Genomic DNA, 19,510 nt, shown 5'->3' with positions numbered 1-19,510 from the left:
AATCATTAAACCACCATGTGCGCTATACGTAACATGATGGTTTATTTAAGGCGCTAGCAATGTAGATTTGCTGGCGTTTTTTTTTATTTTAATAGTTAAACCTTTGACTTTAATTCGCTCAATTCTCTTAATAATACAACTTAAAGGTTGTATTTGATGCTCGGTACAACTTACACGTTGTTTGAGGGGGATTTACAACTTTAACGTTGTATTTGTTGTTCAACTATTACAAGACTTTATTACTGGAAAAAAAAGAAAAAAACAAAGGACAGCCATAACTTTGCATATCAATGGTGAGCTAAAGTAAGTCAACAGAGGGAATATAAGGACGTAAAATAAGCTAATACGATGATTTTACTGAATTTTAGGAATTAAAAAAGGCCACTTCCAAAGAAGTGGCCCTTTCCAAACGTTTGGTGGGCTGGCGTCATCGTAACTGATGCTGTATGTATTTGTTTTTAATTGTTATTGTTCGATTTGATTATTGGCGATACTACTATCGGTACTACTAAATGTTTTTGTTAGTGTATTTTTTGTATTATGTGAAGTGGATCTTGTTTTTAGTTTTTTGGGGAGAAGGTCACAAATTAAATTACACAATAAGTAATATTTGATGCATATTGTTTTCGCGTTTTATTTTACAACTACTTTAATAAGACGGCGCAACCTTATTTAACCACTGTTCATCACATAACCGTTTTAATGCAGCCTTTATATGAACTGGCTTCATTTGCGCTTTCCGCTCACTCCATGAGTGAACCTTACTCACTACATCATCGGGATTAATTTCATCACCTGCGCATTCATGAGTAACGACCCAGTGAACGGTTGAAAGTAATTCCATGCCATAAGGTGACTCAAAGCCATTGACCAGTTTGGTTACCTCATCAAAGTGATGCTTTGTCTCTGGGTGAGAGTCTAAAAATGACTGCGCACTGGTAATTGCATCTTGCTTCAATGAAATTGGCACATCTGGTGTATTTTTACCGTCAGCGTAGCCAGAAATAAAATGACCTTCCATTTTATTAAGTACATGGCGTAATACATCGGCATACGGACCATAGTGATGCTTTTGAAACTGGACTTTATTCAGTGTTTCACCTGATGCCGTTAAAAAGTACACCAGTTTTTGAACTTCAAGTAGTGATAGGTTGTAATGTAAACCTGTTGATAGGTATTGATTTATTAAGCCAATAACAGCAGCACGACCAATTGTCATCCTAGGCTTTGGAGTTTTATTGATCATCAATTCAGCTTGTGGGGCATTCTGAGGGGGATATAAACGCCACTCAACATTAGGCATGTCGCTTAACGAGCTTAAGATTTCAGATTCAACCTCAGACCATAGCAATCCACCTAAACCACTACCAAGAGCTGGTATAGCGACTGATGTTAAATTTAAACGCTCAACTTCTTTTTTTAAGGCGATTAACCCTTCACGGATATATTCTATTTTTGATTTACCTTTCCAGTGTGCTTTAGTTGGAAAGTTAATAATAAAGTAAGGGGCATTCATTGAGTGAGTAGGTATAGATAACAGTTGCCCTGTCGTTAATTCTTTATTGTCACAAGCTAATTTGTAAGCTTTGAAATTATCAGGAAATGCTTTCTTAAACTGCAAAGCTAAGCCTTTACCCATAACGCCAACAGTATTGACGGTATTGATAATGGCATCAGCTTGATCGTGAAGAATATTGCCTTTAACGTACGAAATCATTGTGAACTACTCAATTAATAATACCACTCAGGTTTAATGACAACATCTGGCTGGTGGTTAGATGATGCGATAATTTTTTTTACTTCTTCGGCTAATTCTGGCGTTTTTACGCCAATCTGTCGAATACAATTCCAAGAAACTGATTGGTGAGCTAAAAATTCTGCCTGTTTTTCTTCTTTACAGTCTTGCCAATATTTTGCATGAATTTTCTTAGAATCAAGTTCATCAATACGACTAAAATCGTCTATTTGTTCGGCAAAGGCTAAATCAGCATGAATATCTGTGAAAAAACAATCTGAGTCAGTTGCTCTAATCGTGTCGACATCACTAATAAGGTGCAATATTTGTTCTTGTCCACCATGATAATTTTCGTGTCCTTGGTGTATGACGTATAGCATCACTGATCGTGGACAAAAATTGAAAGGAACATATTCCCCAATGTAGCCACCAGCAGCAACTGTTACAGAATGTTGTAGGCGGCGTGCCTTAATGTGGTTATAGCCAATATTTTCATTAGTTAGATTCAGTTCAATACGTTTTGCATCAGACCATAAGCAGCCTTCAGCAATAATATTGTTGAGATTACTAACGTGCGTAATATGAGATACCTTAACGCTCACTGATATGCCGTCCTTGTGTTATGAAATTAAGAACAAAAATAATGACTGTAATAGTTTAATCTACAGTCATTGTGCTGGTGGTTCTATGATCCCTTCAACATATCAAACACTACCCGGGCAAAGCCTTTTGCCAGTTCTGGGTTTGATAGGTATTGCATCATCATTTCTTGGTGTGATTCATTACTATCCATTACCGCATCATCAATGGCTTGTGGGAAGTCGCCTAGCATGGCTTGATCACGAGTATTGTTATTAATCTGGGTCATTACTGATTCGTTCTCTGATAACTTGTCACGTACCGTCTTGGCATAGTTGATCATGTCACTATCAGTTAAGTTCTCAGTGCTAAACAACTCGTTTAAGCGGTTAAGGATCAGCGATAAGAAGTCTTCTTCCTTGTTCTTAGGTTTAGCCGTACCGACATCGTTACTTGGCTCTAGTTTGTAATCTGCTGCGTCTTCTTTGAGCTTGATGTCTTGTTCACGGATCTTTGATAAGCGGTAGTGGCTCATTTCGACGTTGCTTAAATCAATCTCATCCTCTTGCACGTTTTGTTCATGCAGTAGGGGACGTAGATAACGGGCAAACAGGCTCAGTTTCTCAAGTTCTTTATCTTCATAATCGATAATCTGTGACATGAACTCAAAGAAGCGTACAAAGCTACCTAAGTCTTTCTTGAAGATCTCTAGGCGGTCTTTTTCCTGCTTACACTCTTTAAAAGCATTCTCTGCATTGGCAATCAATACCGCATCTTGGGTCTTCTTGGTGCGTTCGAACATATCTTTTGATTGAATATAAGCATCAATCGCAGATTTATAACGATGTTGCCAACGATCAACCGCAGGTTTGCAAATATTACTGACCGCTGCGTTAGATTTCTTTTTAGTCAGGAAGGCAACACAGAATTGCTCAACTTCATTCCATAAGAAAATACCGCTAGAACGTAGCTTTTCATTCAAATCAAACACAAGATTAGGATCGGTGACATCCACCAGCTCAGCAGTTTGATAGTAAGGTTGGAATGCTTCGAGAATGTCATCAGGCTCGTTAAAGAAGTCCAATACAAATGTACCGCTTTCAGCCTTGCCGAGATAAGTACGGTTTAAGCGTGAGAGGGTCTGTACGCACTCCACACCACCTAAAGGCTTATCAACATACATTGCACACAGTTTTGGTTGGTCAAAGCCTGTCTGGAACTTATTAGCCACCAGCATCACTTGGTAATCATCACTATCAAACGCTTTACGCATATCACGACCCTTTAAGTTAGGGTTCATGTTGTTTTCAGTGAATTTCTTATTAAGCAGCGCAAGGCTATCAGGATCGTTGTCGTTAAATTCCACTTCACCCGAAAACGCCACCATTGCTGCAATGCGTTGGTAGTTGTTATCGGTAATGTATTTATCAAACGCCAGCTTATAGCGTACTGCTTCTTTACGAGAGCTAGTTACTACCATTGCTTTAGCTTGACCACCTAATAAGCCCATCACATGGTTTTTGTAGTGTTCAACAATCACTTTTACTTTCTGTGAAATGTTGTAGTCATGCAGACGTACCCATTGATTAAGCTTGGTCTTGGCTTTCTTGCTATCGACTTCTTTATCAGAGGCTTCCATCTTCTGTACTAGCTTATACGCCACTTTATAGCTGGTGTAGTTCTTGAGTACATCTAGAATAAAGCCTTCTTCGATTGCCTGACGCATAGAATACACATGGTAGGCTTGTGGCTTGTTGGCTTTAGACGCTGGCTCATCAGGGTTTGGTAAGCGACCAAACAACTCTAAGGTTTTGGCTTTCGGTGTTGCAGTGAACGCATAGTAGTTAAGATTATTACTGTTTCTACGTGCCGCCATGGTTGCATCAAGAATATCTTCTGACGATAACATCACATCATCATCGGCTTCTTCGGTCATCAACACTTCTTTTAGCTTGCGAGCGGTAGAGCCGTTTTGTGATGAGTGGGCTTCATCGGCAATCACGGCATACTTACGTTGTTTTAAGCTAACGCTGTTTTCAATTGCTTTTAGTACATGCGGGAAGGTTTGAATCGTCACTATGATGATAGGTTGTGAGTTCTCAAGTGCAGCCGCCAGCTTTTCAGACTTAGAACCGTCACCTTCTTTATTGTTGATACGTCCTACCACACCATCAGCATGTTCAAACTGATAGATAGTATCTTGAAGCTGATCATCGAGTACGGTGCGGTCTGTTACCACAATCACCGAATGGAACTGCTTTTCACCTTGCTCATCATAAAGGGTAGAGAGCTGGTGGGCTGTCCATGCAATCGAGTTGGATTTACCCGAACCTGCACTGTGCTGGATCAAGTATTTGTTACCCGTCCCTTCGGCAATGGCTGCGCCTATCAGTTTACTCACCACATCCCATTGATGGTAACGCGGGAATATCAGCGTTTCTTTCTTACTTTTAAGTCCTTGCCAGTCTTCTTTTTCTTCAATTTGTAGATGAACGTAGTTGCTCAAAATCTTGAGTAGGTTCTCTGGCAGTAATACTTCATTCCACAGGTAATCAGTGGCGTAGCGGTTTTGATCTTCGGGTACATCGTTACCCTTACCGCCTTCTTTGGTGCCTTTGTTAAACGGTAGGAAGAAGGTGTCATCACCAGCAAGCTTGGTTGCCATGAAGACTTCGTATTGGCTGACAGCAAAGTGTACCAATGCACCACGTTTGAAGCTTAGTAATGGCTCAGGCTTTTGGGTTTCAGGATCTTTGGGTAAACGAGTTTGTTTATATTGCTTAATGGCGTTGTGTACCGCTTGTTTGAACTCAGATTTTAGCTCAAGGGTCGATACAGGCAAGCCGTTTACAAACAGCACCAAATCAATACGCCATGCTTTGGCTTTCTTGCCTGTTAGGGCTAAGTGCTCTGCGGTAGCGTAAGGGCTATAAACTAACTCTGGTACTACACGGCAGATGTTTTGCTTAAAACGCGCCAGTGTCTCAGGGTTTAGGTTGTGCTCTGGCTTAAACTGACACAGCGAGAAACGGGCATTACGAATCTTCAAGCCATGGCGAAGCACGCCCAATGTGCCATAAGTGCGAGAAACGGCATCTGTAGCGTTACTGTCGGCTTTTTTCAGTTGTGCCACCAGCGCATCAAGAAAGTGACGCTCGGTGTCGTTGGGGTACACTTTGGCAAACTTTTCCCACTCTTTAGGTTGGGTGGTTTGCACAAAGTTAAGTGCATCTTCGCAATACAAAGCACGTTCACGATCATAACGGTCAGGTTTACCAAGCTTCCAACCGTTAGCGACCATTTGAGCGATCATTTCATCTTGAAATATACGTTCTTGAGTGGTGTCTTTGCTCATGCCATCGCCTCTTGTGCTGCCTCTTGTACTGCCTCATTGGTATCACTGTTGGTGGTGGGTGCTATCCCTTCTTTCAAGGTAAAGTGCCGAACGTCAATCTTACCTGTGACGGCTGCTGAAATAAGGGCAGTGCGGCGTTCTTTTAATAAGTCGACTTGTATTTCTGCTTTACTGATTAATTGTTCAAACGTATTCAAAGATTTATCTATGAATTGTGCTATTTCACATTGCTCCTTTTGTGGTGGAAATGCGATCACTAGTTCTCTGATATCCTCTAAACTCAATTGTATTTTTGTACCGCCATATCCAGAACCAAGCAGCTGTTCTTTTGCTGCATCAGATAATATAAAGAATGCAAACCAGCGAGATGATGCAATGAGAGAATTAGGGCGACATAGAGCCACATGTTGACTTACATAACCATCTGCTATTACACTATTTGCAACACATACAGATCCCAAATCTGCCGTAATGGAAATGAGTAAATCATCTAATTTTATTTTTGACCTTTCACCTTCAGAACCTCTAGGTGGGCATACACACTGAATAGAATTTAATTTTGGTTCTATCGTATCTCTTGTAAGGTTGGCTATCCTAAAAAACAAATTTCCACTATCTGAATAATACTCAGCCCAACCACGAGAGCCACTGGTGACAAATTCAAAAACGTGCTTGGATTTCTTAATATCCCAATGCTCAGGCACTTCACCCAACCACTCAATACCAGAATCTTTCATTGGTGCATCAGGGGTTAGCCCTTTTGTGACCGCATGGCTAATCACCGCTTTGCGTTTTTCTTTAAGCAGTTCGATGAGTTTCTGCTGCTTTTCGATAAGCGTGTCGATTTTTGCCGTTTCGTAATCGAGAAAAGCTGCTATTTGGGTTTGTTCTTTTATTGGTGGTAGCAATAGTGGCGTTACTTCCACTTTTTCAGCGGTGTAGTGAGCTATTGTAGCTTTATTACAAATAATATTAATGTAATCCGATGCTTTTAAAGAACACATCCAGTAATAAAAGTAGAACGGAGAATTTCCTTTTTTAGGACGGATTCTATTAATCGCATTTTGGATATAGCATTCAGATAATTGGTCTTTCCAAATAGCTGAACGACCTACGTCACCACCTTCACTGACTAATACATCATTACACTGAAGGCGCAGTTTTTTCAGTTCTTCATTAGAAAACCACATAGAGTCAACTTTAGAGATATCAATACCATTAGGTTGAATATTTTGTGCTTTTAGATATTTCCGGTATGTATCAGTACCTGATTTTGGTGCTTTTTGAAGCATTTTACCTAACGTAACATCATAGCCATATTTGATTTTTGTTGATTGCCAATGTTCAGGTATTTCGCCCAACCACTCAACACCAGAATCCTTATATTCTGGATACGCTGCATATTTTCCGCTCAAGGCTGCCTTTTTTGTTTCGCTCATGGCTGTCATTACGAACGCACCTCTTGCAGTAGGCTCATAATTTCATCGCTGACTAGTGCCAAATCTTCATCTATGGCTTCTAGTGCACGAGGTGGTTGATAGACGTAGAAATGGCGGTTAAATGGGATTTCATAACCTACAATGCCAATCTCGCTATCTTTCTCATCACGCTTATCTGCATTAATCCATGCATCGGCAACGTGTGGCAATACTTCACGTTTGACGTAGCTTTCAATTGACTCAGTGGTGGTAACGCTAGAATCAAGCGGCACGTTCTCGTTATCACGTAGATCGCCATCTGCTTGGAATTCAACCACCTTACCGTTGTAGTTAAATGAACCGTATAACGGCTGTGCGGCTTCTTTGATGACTTTCTTGATCACAGGCTCAGCGTCTGGGTTTTTGAACGTTACCGCATCAAAGAATTGTTTCTTCTCTTTGGTATCAAATTTAATACCCGTTGCTTTGAATGCGCCTTTCATGGTGATGTCGAATTGGTTGAAGTCGTTGCTTACCACATTTCGACCACCAGCCATTTCTTTTCCAACAGACATAGCAGCGACTGCTGTTTGTAGCTGTTGAGCTTTATCCATTAGTGAGCGTTGGAATAACCACAGCTTGCTATCTAACAGATCTTTGATTTGTTTTTCTTTCAGTTCGCTAAACTCGGCTTTGATGATCTTACGTACTTCTGTTTCAACTTCAGCAAGGTAGCCGTAGTCAGTTTCATTCCACACTGTACCAAATGCGTTATATAAACGATCCATTGGTGCATTGAGTGGCTTTGGTGCAAAGCGTAGGCTTTCAATCGCTGTATCAGTGATTTGTGACGATAGACGCAATGGACGTTCAATGGTTAAACGACGGTAGCCAAAGTCGGTGCTATTGAAAATCTTACTGGCGAATGTCTTTGGTGCTGTTTTTTTGCTGGTGGAACCCTTTGTTGCAGAAGAAGTACGACCACGGTTAGATTTTTGTTCTGCTGGCTTATTAAGCCCCAAATCTGCAAGAGAAGTAGCATCAACCACTTCAAAGTTACCAAAGGTACGGGTGATGAGTTTGATGTCGTCTTCGCTCATTAGGTTACGCTTAGAGCCTAACGATTTACGCATCTTGTCACATAGGTTAGAGCCATCAATTAGTTGAATTTTGCCTTTACGTTCAGCCGCTTTCTTGTTGGATAGCACCCACACATAGGTCGCAATACCTGTGTTGTAGAACATGTCAGTTGGTAGGGCGATGATGCCTTCTAATAAATCAGCTTCAAGAATGTAACGACGGATCTCACTTTCACCGCTACCTGCACCGCCTGTAAACAGTGGAGAGCCATTGAGGATGATACCGATACGACCGCCGTTATCACTGGCATCGCGCATTTTGCTAATAAGGTGCATCAAGAACAGCAATGAGCCATCAGACACACGCGGTAAACCTGCACCAAAGCGACCATCAAAACCTTTAAGGGTATGTTCGTCTTTGATTTCACCTTCGATTTTCTTCCAATCGACACCAAACGGTGGGTTAGACAGCATGTAATCGAATTGGTCGGCTGGCAGTTGGTCGTTAGATAGGGTGTTACCGAGCTTGATACGGCTAACGTCTTGCCCTTTGATGAGCATATCGGCTTTACAGATAGCGTAAGACTCTGGGTTTAACTCCTGACCAAAGGCACGCATCACCGCTTTAGGGTTCAACTCGTGAACGTATTCCATACCTGATGATAGGAAACCGCCTGTACCTGCTGTTGGGTCATAGATAGTACGGATGATGCCATCTTGAGTCAGGGCTTCATCGTCTTCCATGAAAACAAGTGATGTGGTCAAGCGAACAATATCACGAGGGGTAAAGTGCTCACCTGCTGTTTCATTGGAGCTTTCAGCAAAGCGGCGGATTAATTCTTCAAAGATTAACCCCATCTGATGGTTTGATACGTTGCTTGGGCTAAGATCAGTGGTGGCGAATTTCTTTACCACTTTGAACAGTAAGTTTGCGTCATCCAATAAACCGACAAATTCATCAAACTTGAAGTGTTCAAAGATTTCACGAGCATCAGCAGAGAAACATTGAATGTAGTTCTCTAGGTTATCTTTAATGTCACTTTGACCTATTTTTCCTAGATCCATCGGTGAGGTATTGAAGAACGACAAGCCTTTAGGTGCTGATGCTGAAACAGTATGACGTTTGAGCATTTTTTCTTTAGCTTCTTCCGTGATACTCATAGCATTGATTGTTGCTGCTTGAGCAACAACCGCATCTTTACTTTCTTCCAGTACACACTCAAGACGACGTAGCAGGGTAAACGGCAGAATGACACGACCGTATTGAGATTGCTTGAAATCACCGCGAAGTAGGTCTGCAACAGACCAAATGAAGGCAGCGGTTTGGGTAAAATTAGAATTAGGCATGAAGGCTTCTTAATCAAAGTAACAATAAGATAATTGCGCGCATTGTAGCAGAAGGGTTCATGGTGAACAGCCACCAGCTTCTGGAAAATGATGAGAGCAAGAAGAGATTTGTTGGTGATTGAAGTGAATAATTTGAGTGGAATTTAAGCTAATACGATGATTTTACTGAATTTTAGGTATTAAAAAAGGCCACTTCCAAAGAAGTGGCCCTTTCCAAACGTTTGGTGGAGCTGGCGGGATTTGAACCCGCGTCCAAAATCAGTCTAACAGATGGCGCTACATGCTTAGTCAATCTTTATTCTCGTATCGTCACTGCGAATTGACACGCTATGCTAATACATACCAGAATTCTATTTCGCGGTTCATCTCTCTAGTCAAAGAATCCCTCGCTATCTCGTTTGGGTTTGAACCCCTGTTATTCCCCGTCTTACAAGCGGAAGCTAGGGCAGGAGCGCTCTCAGCAGGGTATTAAGCTGCTAGTGCGAAGTTTTCGTCGTTTGCGACTATTTTTTTGCGGTTGTTTAACGAGGCAAACCGCACCTCGACATGCTCCACAAGCCTTCGTGATCCTGTCGAATCCTGAATCAGCCCCAGATGCGTTCGATGTTAGCAGAATATTTAACGAGGTCAATAACTATATTGTAATTTACTGACCAAGTGATTGATTACTATTCAAATGCTAACATCATGTTGCATAGGTAGCTTAACGGTTAGTGCCTTTCATGATGCGGGCTTTATCACGTTGCCAATCTTTGGCTTTGCTGTCAGCGCGTTTATCATGCAGTTTCTTACCACGTGCAGTACCGATCTTCACTTTTACGAAAGAAGTGCTCCAGTACATTACCAATGCCACGATAGTATCGCCTTCGCGGTTCACTGAATCTTCTAGTTTTCTCAGTTCACGGCGGTTAAGCAATAGCTTACGTACACGGGTAGGATCAGCGACAACGTGGGTTGATGCTGCATTTAATGGTGCAATGGTTAAGCCTGAAATAAATGCTTCACCGTTACGTAAGAAAACATAGCTTTCAGTCATGTTTACTTTACCGTCACGGATGGCTTTTACTTCCCAACCTTGGAGTACCATACCGGCTTCGTATTCGTCGCCGATGGCAAATTCAAAACGAGCGCTTTTATTTTTGGCAATAGTATTGCTACTTTGCTTTGGTTTTTTAGCCATGTTGACCTCGTAGAGTCATTGTTGCAGTCCCAGAACAAAATTTCATGTGAGTGATTTTTCTGGTCGAATAAGCTATTGACGTTACCATAATACCGCTTGATGGTAACTGTTATTTTGGTCGATAGCCCAGTAATGGTATCATTGACTAAACGCAACGAATAGATTTTATCTTCAGGGTGAGGATGTGTTCGATGAAGGAGAAACTATGCCACAAATTAGCCGTTCGGCACTGGTGCCTTTTAGCGCACAACAAATGTTTAACTTGGTAAATGATGTTGAATCTTACCCGATATTTTTACCCGGCTGTGCAGGCAGTAAAATTATTGAGAGTTCAGCCAGCCATATGATGGCCTCGGTTGATGTTGCTAAGGCGGGTATACGTAAAACATTTGTGACGCATAATAAATTGGTTGATTTTAACCAGATTCAAATGCAGTTGGTGGATGGTCCTTTTCGAAAATTAGTCGGCGGATGGACATTTACTGAACTTGATGCGACAGCGTGTAAAATTGAATTAAACTTAGAGTTTGAATTTACCAGTGGGCTGATTGATGTTGCCTTTGGTAAAATTTTTCGCGATCTGACCGGTAATATGGTGCAGGCGTTCACACAGCGAGCAAGAGAAGTGTATGCATTCTGATCAACCCTTAATTCATGTTGAGGTTGTTTTTGCACTGCCCAACGTACAACGAGTGTTAAAGCTGGCGGTTGTTGCTGAAACGTCTATTCAGGCGATCATTGAACAATCGGGCATTTTAACCATGTACCCTGAGATTGATCTAAATATCAATAAAATCGGTATTTATAGTCGTAATGTAAAATTAGATGCGACTGCGCGTGATGGGGATCGGATTGAAATCTATCGTCCGTTAGTGGCCGACCCGCGTGAGATCCGCCGTAAGCGTGCAGAACAAGCGAAAAAAGACGCTGAAAAGTAATATTTATTTTATTGCAGACAACAAAAAGCTCGCCATTATAGCGAGCTTTTTTTATAGCTTTAAAAACAACCATTTTCTATGAATAGAATTAATTCATAGGATCCATGAAGTTAGGGCCTTGCTTGTAATCGCCTTTCATACTAACAAGCTGTGCCTGTTGGTTGAAGGTTAAGAACAAGTTCTTTTGGACTGGCTTATCATGACCATTTTGTTCGTAGAAAATGTAGTTCCATGTGTTGGGGTAACTTGGGTCAACTAACATAGGTGTACCCAGCACATATTGAACTTGTGTTTTTGTCATGCCAACACGCAAGGTATTAACACTTTTTTGTTCTACATAGTTGCCTTGGTCAATATCAATACGATAAACCAAACGTTCAGCGACTGAACAGCCGCTAAGTAAGCCCAACACTAAGGTTAGGGCTGCAATGTTTTTCCAACTCATAGCATCCTGGCTTTTTAGCTTTAACTGCTGCGATGATAAACAAGGTCTTGGCAGAAGTAAAAAGCGGTAAAGAAAAAAAGTAATATATTTTGATATTTGACTACTGCTGATGGCAATAGTTGCATCAAGGTTTTAGTTTATTTCATATTCGCGCAAGATGCGAAATTAAATCAAGCCGCAACTAGCAGTTCTTTCGCATTTGCGAGAGTGCGCTCAGTAATTTCACTGCCACCTAATAGACGTGCTAGTTCAGCAATACGATCGTCAGTGCTTAATGGGCGCATCTGCGTTTCTGTTTGACCATCGGTGGTTTTCTTGGCGACAAACATTTGCTGATGACCACAACCGGCGACTTGCGGTAAGTGCGTTACACACATCACTTGGGTTGATTTACCTAATTTTCGTAGCATTTTGCCTACGATAGCGGCTGTTGGACCACTGATACCGACATCGACTTCATCGAAAATCAAACTTGGAGTTTCAACTTTTTGAGCGGTGATCACTTGAATTGCAAGGGATATACGTGAAAGCTCACCACCCGATGCCACTTTGCCTAATGGCTGTAACGGTTGGCCGGGGTTAGTTGACACTAAGAAATTAATGCTGTCGTAACCTAATGGGCTTAACATGCGCTCAGGATCGCTGGTTAGTGCAATTTCAAATTCACCGTGTTCCATACTTAGCATGTGCATACTTTCGGTGATTTTTTGATCTAACTCTTTAGCGTAACGCTGGCGGCTTTTGCTTAGTTTTTCAGCGGCTTCAATACATTGCTGACGTAGATTTTCAACATTAGCGGCCATGTCTTCTAGGCGTTCATCGCTGCAATCAAGGTTCTCAAGTTCTTTCAGTAAATCATGGTGCTTTTGATAAAGCTCGGCGGGCATTACATAGTGTTTACGTGCCATCGACATGATTTTAGTTAAGCGCTCTTCAAGGTAAATTAACCGATGAGGATCCATATCTAAGTTATCAAGGTAGCTGCGTAATTCTTGGCTTGCCTCTTGAACTTGAATAATCGCTTCTTCAAGCATCTGCGGAATCGCACTTAAACTGCTGTCATATTCACCAAGATTGTTTACCTCTTGGCAAGCGAGTTGTAATAATTGCAGGGCGTTACCATCGTCATTGTCATACAGAACCGACAGTGCTGTTTGGCTTGAAATTGCGAGCTCACCTGAATTAGACAGACGTTTATGCTCTTCTTCAATCTCACTAAACTCTTCTTCGCCTAAGGCTAATTCATCGAGTTCTTTGACTTGGTATTGCAATAATTGTTTTTGAGCTTCGTTTTCATCACGGCTTTGGGTTAACCGTTTTAGCTCGTTATGTGCTTGACGCCAGCGTTGATAAGCGCTGCGAGTACGATCGATCAATAGATGATGACCTGCATATTGATCAAGCATTTGTTGTTGGTATTCAGGGCGCATTAATTGTTGATGTGCATGTTGACCATGAATATTGATCAGCAGTTGCCCTAATGCTTTTTGTTGTGATGCTGGAACAGGGCTGCCGTTAATAAAACCACGTGAACGGCCTTCTTTGGTGATCACTCGGCGCAAAATACACTCTTCACCATCAATGAGCTCATTATCTTCGAGCCAACGTCGAGCTGCTTGGTTGTTTGCCAATAAAAATGCGGCTGAAATTTCAGCTTTATCTTCATTTGGCCTTACCATTGAAGCTTCGGCGCGATCACCTAAACATAAACCTAATGCATCAATAGCAATAGATTTACCGGCACCGGTTTCACCTGTAATAGTGGTCATTCCCGGTTTTAGTTCAAATTGAAGAGTTTTGACAATAGCAAAATTAGAGATCGTCATATGCGCGAGCATTGTGTTCACCTGTTTAAATCAACACCTGTTTTTTCATACAGTATATACTGTATCTATAACCAGTAAAGTACTAGGGTGATAATTATTCAGATAAAATGTGACTTAGGTTAACTTTTTGCGCAGTTATAAAAAAACCAGCCACTAAAATGTGCTGGTTTAAGGGAATAGGGGCGTTGTTGTCTTAAAATAATCGGCTCGACCAACCTAATTTTCTACGTAGTACATTGTAGTAACTGTAATTTTTAGGGTGGATTAATTGCAGGCGATCTTCACTTTGATAAATATGAACTTCATCACCGGGGCTTACGGGAAGCGAGACTTGACCATCACAGCTAACTTCTAGTGTGCTGCCGTTATTGGGTGAAACCAATAGTTTAATACAACGATCACCATCTACGACTAATGGCCGTGATGATAAAGTGTGGGGAAACATGGGCACCAGTGTGATGGCATTTAAACTGGTTGATAAAATAGGACCGCCACCAGAAAGTGAATAAGCGGTTGAGCCCGTTGGAGTCGCAATAATTAAGCCATCAGAACGCTGTGAGAACGCGAAGCAATCGTCAATATAGACTTCAAATTCGATCATATGGGCAATTTTATCAGGGTGTAGCACCGCTTCATTTAAGGCGGAATTACGACTTTTAATTTGACCATGACGATGCACTTCGGCTTCAAGCAAAAATCGATCTTCTTTAATAAATTCGCCAGCAAGCACAAGCGCAAGTTGCTGCTCAAAATCTTCAGGATCAAGATCAGTCAAGAACCCTAAGTTACCGCGATTAACGCCAATCACTGAAATATCAAACCGTGATAATACGCGAGCAGCACCTAACATGTTGCCATCACCACCTACAACAACCGCTAAATCTGCTTTATCGCCAATGGTGAGTAAATCACAAAAGCAATGTTCAGGTACGTCAATATCGTTGGCTAATCGATGATCGACTAACACGTTATAACCTTGTGCGGTTAACCATTCATAAAGGCTAGTATGCGTTTGCAATGCCTCAGGATTACGTGGTTTGCCAATTAACGCGATAGTATCAAAAATACGCTTCATGTCCCTGTTCCGACAAATGATGGTGGCTCAGTATAGCCTTAGAAAAAACAACTTGTCGTGGTTTGTTGTTAATATTGGCTTGAATCATTGAAGTTCATCCCCATAATATGCTCAAGACTATTTTAAAAGTAGCACTTATCCAATTAAGGCTACTGAGTGAATAAAACCCTTTTATCTTGGCGGAGAACCAACGCATGACTAACAAAAAACACAATGTACAGGATGAGCAGCTAAACGATGCAGTTGAAGCTGTTGAAGTCGAAGCTGTCGAGGGTGAGTTTGTTGAATCTGAGCAAGAGTTATACGTAGCTCGTATTGCAGAACTAGAAGCTGCTCTATTAGCAAAAGATGCTGAAGTGAACGAAGTAAAAGATATGGCTTTACGTATTCGTGCTGAAAGCGATAACGTTCGTCGTCGTTCTGAGCAAGAAATTGATAAAGCACGTAAATACGCATTAAACAAATTTGCTGAAGAATTATTGCCTGTTATTGATAACCTTGAGCGCGCTATTGATATGGCCGACAAGAATAACGACGCAACTAAAGCAATGATGGAAGGTGTTGAACTAACATTGATGACAATGACATCAACTGTTGGCAAATTTGGTTTAAAAGTGATTGATCCACAAGGTGAAGCATTTAATCCTGAATTCCATCAAGCAATGGCTATGCAAGAAAGTGCTGATTTTGCACCCAATACAGTGATGGCTGTAATGCAAAAAGGTTATGAATTAAATGGCCGCGTGATCCGTCCAGCAATGGTTATGGTATCAAAAGCTGCTGCGGGTAACGTAAATACTCAAGCGTAATTTAAGCGAATTAAGCAAGGCTTACTTGATAATGTCGCAAAATAAGGCCCACTTCGGTGGGTTTTTTTATTTTTTTGCATTTTTTTTGGGATCTCCCCTTGAAAAGTAATCTGGCGACCTTATCTAGTAGTCATAAGACATTAAATGTATTTGTCACGGGGTTATCCCGAACCGCTAACCCATTTATGATTTTGGGTATAGTTAAGAACATATAACGAATTTCGGAGATTGTCTGATGGGTAAGATCATTGGTATTGACTTAGGTACAACTAACTCTTGTGTAGCTGTATTAGATGGCGGCAAGCCACGTGTAATTGAAAACGCAGAAGGCGAGCGTACAACAGCATCAGTTGTTGCATACACGCAAGATGGCGAAACACTAGTTGGTCAACCTGCAAAGCGTCAGGCGGTAACAAACCCAGAAAATACATTATTCGCTATCAAGCGTTTAATTGGTCGTCGTTTTGAAGACGAAGAAGTTCAGCGTGATCTTGAAATCATGCCTTACAAAATTGTTAAGGCTGATAACGGTGATGCATGGGTAGAAGCGAAAGGCCAAAAAATGGCTGCTCCTCAAGTATCTGCTGAAATTCTTAAGAAAATGAAGAAAACTGCTGAAGATTTCCTTGGTGAGGAAGTAACTGGCGCAGTTATCACAGTACCTGCATACTTTAACGATGCACAACGTCAAGCAACAAAAGATGCTGGCCGTATCGCAGGTCTAGATGTTAAACGTATCATCAACGAACCAACAGCAGCAGCACTTGCTTACGGTCTTGATAAAACAGGCGGCGACCGCACTATCGCTGTTTACGACCTTGGTGGTGGTACATTTGATATCTCAATCATCGAAATCGATGAAGTTGATGGCGAGAAGACATTTGAAGTTCTAGCAACTAATGGTGATACACACCTGGGTGGTGAAGACTTTGATACACGTCTAATTAACTACTTAGTAGACGAATTCAAAAAAGACCAAGGTATTGACCTTAAGAACGATCCGCTAGCAATGCAGCGTCTAAAAGAAGCAGCAGAAAAAGCGAAGATCGAACTGTCTTCTGCACAGCAAACTGATGTGAACCTACCTTACATCACAGCTGATGCAACGGGTCCTAAGCACATGAACGTTAAAGTGACTCGTGCGAAACTAGAAGCACTAGTTGAAGATCTAGTTCAACGTACTCTTGAGCCACTAAAAGTAGCTATCTCAGATGCTGGTCTATCTGTTAGCGACATCAACGACATCATCCTTGTTGGTGGTCAAACTCGTATGCCAATGGTTCAGGCTAAAGTAACTGAATTCTTCGGCAAAGAGCCACGTAAAGACGTTAACCCTGATGAAGCTGTTGCTGTAGGCGCTGCTGTTCAGGCTGGTGTACTTGCTGGTGATGTTAAAGACGTGCTACTTCTAGACGTTACTCCACTATCTCTTGGTATTGAAACCATGGGTGGCGTAATGACTAAGCTTATCGAGAAGAACACCACTATCCCAACAAAAGCGAACCAAGTGTTCTCTACTGCTGAAGATAACCAAAACGCGGTAACTATCCACGTTATTCAAGGTGAGCGTAAGCAAGCAAGCTTTAACAAATCTCTAGGTCAATTCAACCTAGAAGGTATTCAAGCTGCACCACGTGGTATGCCTCAAATCGAAGTAACGTTTGACCTTGATGCCGATGGTATCCTAAACGTTTCTGCGAAAGACAAGACTACAGGTAAAGAGCAGAAGATCACTATTCAAGCGTCTGGCGGTCTAAGCGATGCTGACATCGAGAAGATGGTTCAGGAAGCTGAAGCTAACAAAGAAACTGATAAGAAGTTTGAAGAGCTAGTAACTGCTCGTAACCAAGCTGACCAACTTGTTCACGGTACTCGTAAGCAAATTGAAGAAGCTGGTGATGCACTTCCTGCTGATGAGAAAGCAAAAATCGACGCTGCTGTTGCTGAACTAGAAGAAGCACGCAAAGGCGAAGATAAAGAAGCAATCGACGCGAAAGTTCAAGCGCTTGTTGCTGCATCTCAAAAACTAATGGAAGTTGCTCAACAAAAAGCGCAAGCACAACAAGCTGATGGCGCAACTGGCGAGCAACAAGCTAAGCAAGACGACGACGTTGTTGATGCTGAGTTTGAAGAAGTTAAAGACAACAAATAAGACGTTATTAATATCTATTAATTAACATCTTGTTTAAATTACGGGCGTTTGAGGTTACTCTAACGCCCGTAACTATATCTAGCTAGGTGACAATCAAGTTATGTCGAAACGTGATTTATACGAAGTGTTAAGTGTGGCTCGTGACGCAAGTGAGCGTGACATTAAAAAAGCTTATAAACGCTTAGCAATGAAGTTCCACCCCGATCGTAACCAGGGTGATGCGGAATCTGCTGAGAAATTCAAAGAAGTGAAATACGCTTATGAAATTCTAACAGACGCCCAAAAACGCGCTGCTTACGATCAACACGGCCATGCAGCCTTTGAACAAGGTGGTATGGGCGGTGGCGGCGGCGGCTTTGGCGGCGGTGCAGATTTCAGTGACATCTTTGGTGATGTGTTTGGTGATATCTTTGGTGGTGGCGGTGGTCGTCGTCAACAACGCGCACAGCGTGGATCAGATCTTCGCTACAACATGGAACTAACGTTGGAAGAAGCTGTTCGCGGTTGTTCGAAAGAAATCCGTGTACCCACATTAGTTGGTTGTGATAGCTGTGACGGTTCCGGCGCTAAAAAAGGTTCATCTGCAACAACGTGTAGTACCTGTCATGGTGCTGGACAAGTGCAGATGCGTCAGGGTTTCTTTGCGGTTCAGCAAGCTTGTCCACACTGTCATGGTCGTGGTCAAATTATCAAAGACCCATGTGGTAAGTGTCATGGCGAAGGCCGTGTAGAAGAAACTAAAACGCTATCAGTTAAGATCCCTGCGGGTGTCGATACTGGCGATCGTATTCGCTTAACGGGCGAAGGCGAAGCTGGAGAATTAGGCGCACCAGCGGGTGACTTGTACGTTCAAGTACATGTTAAAGAACACCACATTTTCCAGCGCGAAGGTAATAATCTACATTGTGAAGTGCCTGTAAGTTTCACAATGGCAGCATTAGGTGGTGAAGTTGAAGTACCAACCCTTGATGGCCGTGTAAGCTTAAAAGTACCGGCTGAAATGCAAACGGGCCGTATGTTCCGTATGCGTGGTAAAGGCGTTGACTCGGTTCGTGGTGGTTTACGCGGTGATCTTATTTGTAAGTTGGTGGTTGAAACACCTGTACATTTAAGCAAGCGTCAAAAAGAACTATTACAAGAACTAGAAGAAACATTTGGTGGTAAAGATGCGAGTAAGCATAAGCCAAAATCTGAAGGTTTCTTCAACGGTGTAAAGAAGTTTTTCGACGATTTAACCAACTAATCAGTCGTAAAAAAGAATAAATAAAAACCGCTATTAGTGAATGCTAGTAGCGGTTTTTTTGTGGCTCAATATCGTCATTCCCTACAATGAATGTCCGCAAGGGCGATAGGGAATCTAGCTTTTTAAATATGACCACTTAATTAATGGAATAAGTAGAACTAAGCCCTTCATCATAAAGGAAATAATCCGTCATCTCGGAAGAGAGGCACGTATATGGACTCCCCGTGTAATGCAAGAGTTTGAGAAAGCGTGTTGGCAAGTGCACGTATATTCGGTTTCTTTATGGGGAGCTACCCCGAACCTGTATGGCTTCATTCACGTTGCAAGGA

The 19,510-nt window shown here is 41.8% G+C and carries 14 protein-coding genes and 1 other RNA gene; 5 read left to right on the top strand and 10 right to left on the bottom strand.

The genetic code is table 11. The features are described from left to right. Positions 1-649 precede the first annotated feature (649 nt). The 7 genes from darG to smpB form a co-directional block, all read right to left on the bottom strand. A complete protein-coding gene (darG, locus tag C9J51_RS10995; protein WP_045039533.1) occupies positions 650-1,717 on the bottom strand; it encodes a type II toxin-antitoxin system antitoxin DNA ADP-ribosyl glycohydrolase DarG in 1,068 nt (355 codons plus the stop codon). Between the two features lie 14 nt (positions 1,718-1,731). Next, positions 1,732-2,337: a type II toxin-antitoxin system toxin DNA ADP-ribosyl transferase DarT gene (gene darT / locus C9J51_RS10990; protein WP_045039534.1), complete on the bottom strand. Its 606-nt coding sequence runs from the start codon at positions 2,335-2,337 to the stop codon at positions 1,732-1,734. 83 nt (positions 2,338-2,420) lie between these two features. Then, positions 2,421-5,669, bottom strand: coding sequence for a type I restriction endonuclease subunit R (locus C9J51_RS10985; protein WP_107275092.1), 3,249 nt, complete (start codon positions 5,667-5,669; stop codon positions 2,421-2,423). Further along, positions 5,666-7,117 (bottom strand): restriction endonuclease subunit S, encoded by a 1,452-nt coding sequence (locus C9J51_RS10980; protein WP_244907474.1) that lies wholly within the window; start codon positions 7,115-7,117, stop codon positions 5,666-5,668. Before C9J51_RS10980 ends, C9J51_RS10985 begins: the two co-directional genes overlap by 4 nt. Next, entirely contained in the window at positions 7,117-9,513 is a 2,397-nt protein-coding gene (locus C9J51_RS10975) for a type I restriction-modification system subunit M (RefSeq protein WP_107275087.1), read from the bottom strand. The genes C9J51_RS10980 and C9J51_RS10975 overlap by 1 nt, the downstream gene beginning before the upstream one ends. A gap of 222 nt (positions 9,514-9,735) precedes the next feature. Further along, positions 9,736-10,105: a transfer-messenger RNA gene (gene ssrA / locus C9J51_RS10970) on the bottom strand. A 111-nt stretch (positions 10,106-10,216) separates the two neighbouring features. After that, positions 10,217-10,693, bottom strand: a complete 477-nt coding sequence (gene smpB / locus C9J51_RS10965) for an SsrA-binding protein SmpB (RefSeq protein WP_045038496.1) — start codon at positions 10,691-10,693, stop codon at positions 10,217-10,219. A 205-nt stretch (positions 10,694-10,898) separates the two neighbouring features. Between smpB and C9J51_RS10960 the strand changes: the two genes are divergently transcribed. Continuing rightward, positions 10,899-11,333, top strand: a complete 435-nt coding sequence (locus C9J51_RS10960; RefSeq protein WP_045039535.1) for an SRPBCC family protein — start codon at positions 10,899-10,901, stop codon at positions 11,331-11,333. After that, the gene (locus tag C9J51_RS10955; RefSeq protein WP_045038494.1) at positions 11,323-11,631 is read left to right on the top strand and encodes an RnfH family protein; all 309 of its coding nucleotides are present in this window, start codon (positions 11,323-11,325) and stop codon (positions 11,629-11,631) included. Before C9J51_RS10960 ends, C9J51_RS10955 begins: the two co-directional genes overlap by 11 nt. A gap of 88 nt (positions 11,632-11,719) precedes the next feature. On the opposite strand, the gene bamE is transcribed toward C9J51_RS10955, so the two are convergent. The 3 genes from bamE to nadK form a co-directional block, all read right to left on the bottom strand. Next, positions 11,720-12,076 carry an outer membrane protein assembly factor BamE gene (gene bamE / locus C9J51_RS10950; protein ID WP_036795911.1) on the bottom strand — a complete coding sequence of 119 codons (357 nt, stop codon included), beginning with the start codon at positions 12,074-12,076 and terminating at the stop codon, positions 11,720-11,722. A gap of 170 nt (positions 12,077-12,246) precedes the next feature. Further along, complete coding sequence (recN, locus tag C9J51_RS10945; protein WP_045038493.1) at positions 12,247-13,914, bottom strand: DNA repair protein RecN; 1,668 nt, start codon at positions 13,912-13,914, stop codon at positions 12,247-12,249. Between the two features lie 181 nt (positions 13,915-14,095). Then, a complete protein-coding gene (gene nadK / locus C9J51_RS10940; RefSeq protein ID WP_045038492.1) occupies positions 14,096-14,977 on the bottom strand; it encodes an NAD(+) kinase in 882 nt (293 codons plus the stop codon). Between the two features lie 194 nt (positions 14,978-15,171). Here nadK and grpE point away from each other — a divergent pair, with 194 nt between their 5' ends. The 3 genes from grpE (at position 15,172) to dnaJ (ending at position 19,181) form a co-directional block, all read left to right on the top strand. Next, entirely contained in the window at positions 15,172-15,786 is a 615-nt protein-coding gene (gene grpE / locus C9J51_RS10935) for a nucleotide exchange factor GrpE (RefSeq protein ID WP_045038491.1), read from the top strand. Positions 15,787-16,021: 235 nt separating this feature from the next. After that, the gene (dnaK, locus tag C9J51_RS10930) at positions 16,022-17,938 is read left to right on the top strand and encodes a molecular chaperone DnaK (RefSeq protein WP_045039536.1); all 1,917 of its coding nucleotides are present in this window, start codon (positions 16,022-16,024) and stop codon (positions 17,936-17,938) included. A gap of 100 nt (positions 17,939-18,038) precedes the next feature. Further along, entirely contained in the window at positions 18,039-19,181 is a 1,143-nt protein-coding gene (dnaJ, locus tag C9J51_RS10925) for a molecular chaperone DnaJ (RefSeq protein ID WP_107237127.1), read from the top strand. The last annotated feature ends 329 nt before the right edge of the window (positions 19,182-19,510 follow it).

This window comes from Photobacterium iliopiscarium, from assembly GCF_003026395.1.
In the GTDB taxonomy this organism is placed as follows: domain Bacteria; phylum Pseudomonadota; class Gammaproteobacteria; order Enterobacterales; family Vibrionaceae; genus Photobacterium; species Photobacterium iliopiscarium.
The sequence above is the reverse complement of the archived record's forward strand: the minus strand, read 5'-3'. Positions and strand labels throughout refer to the sequence as shown.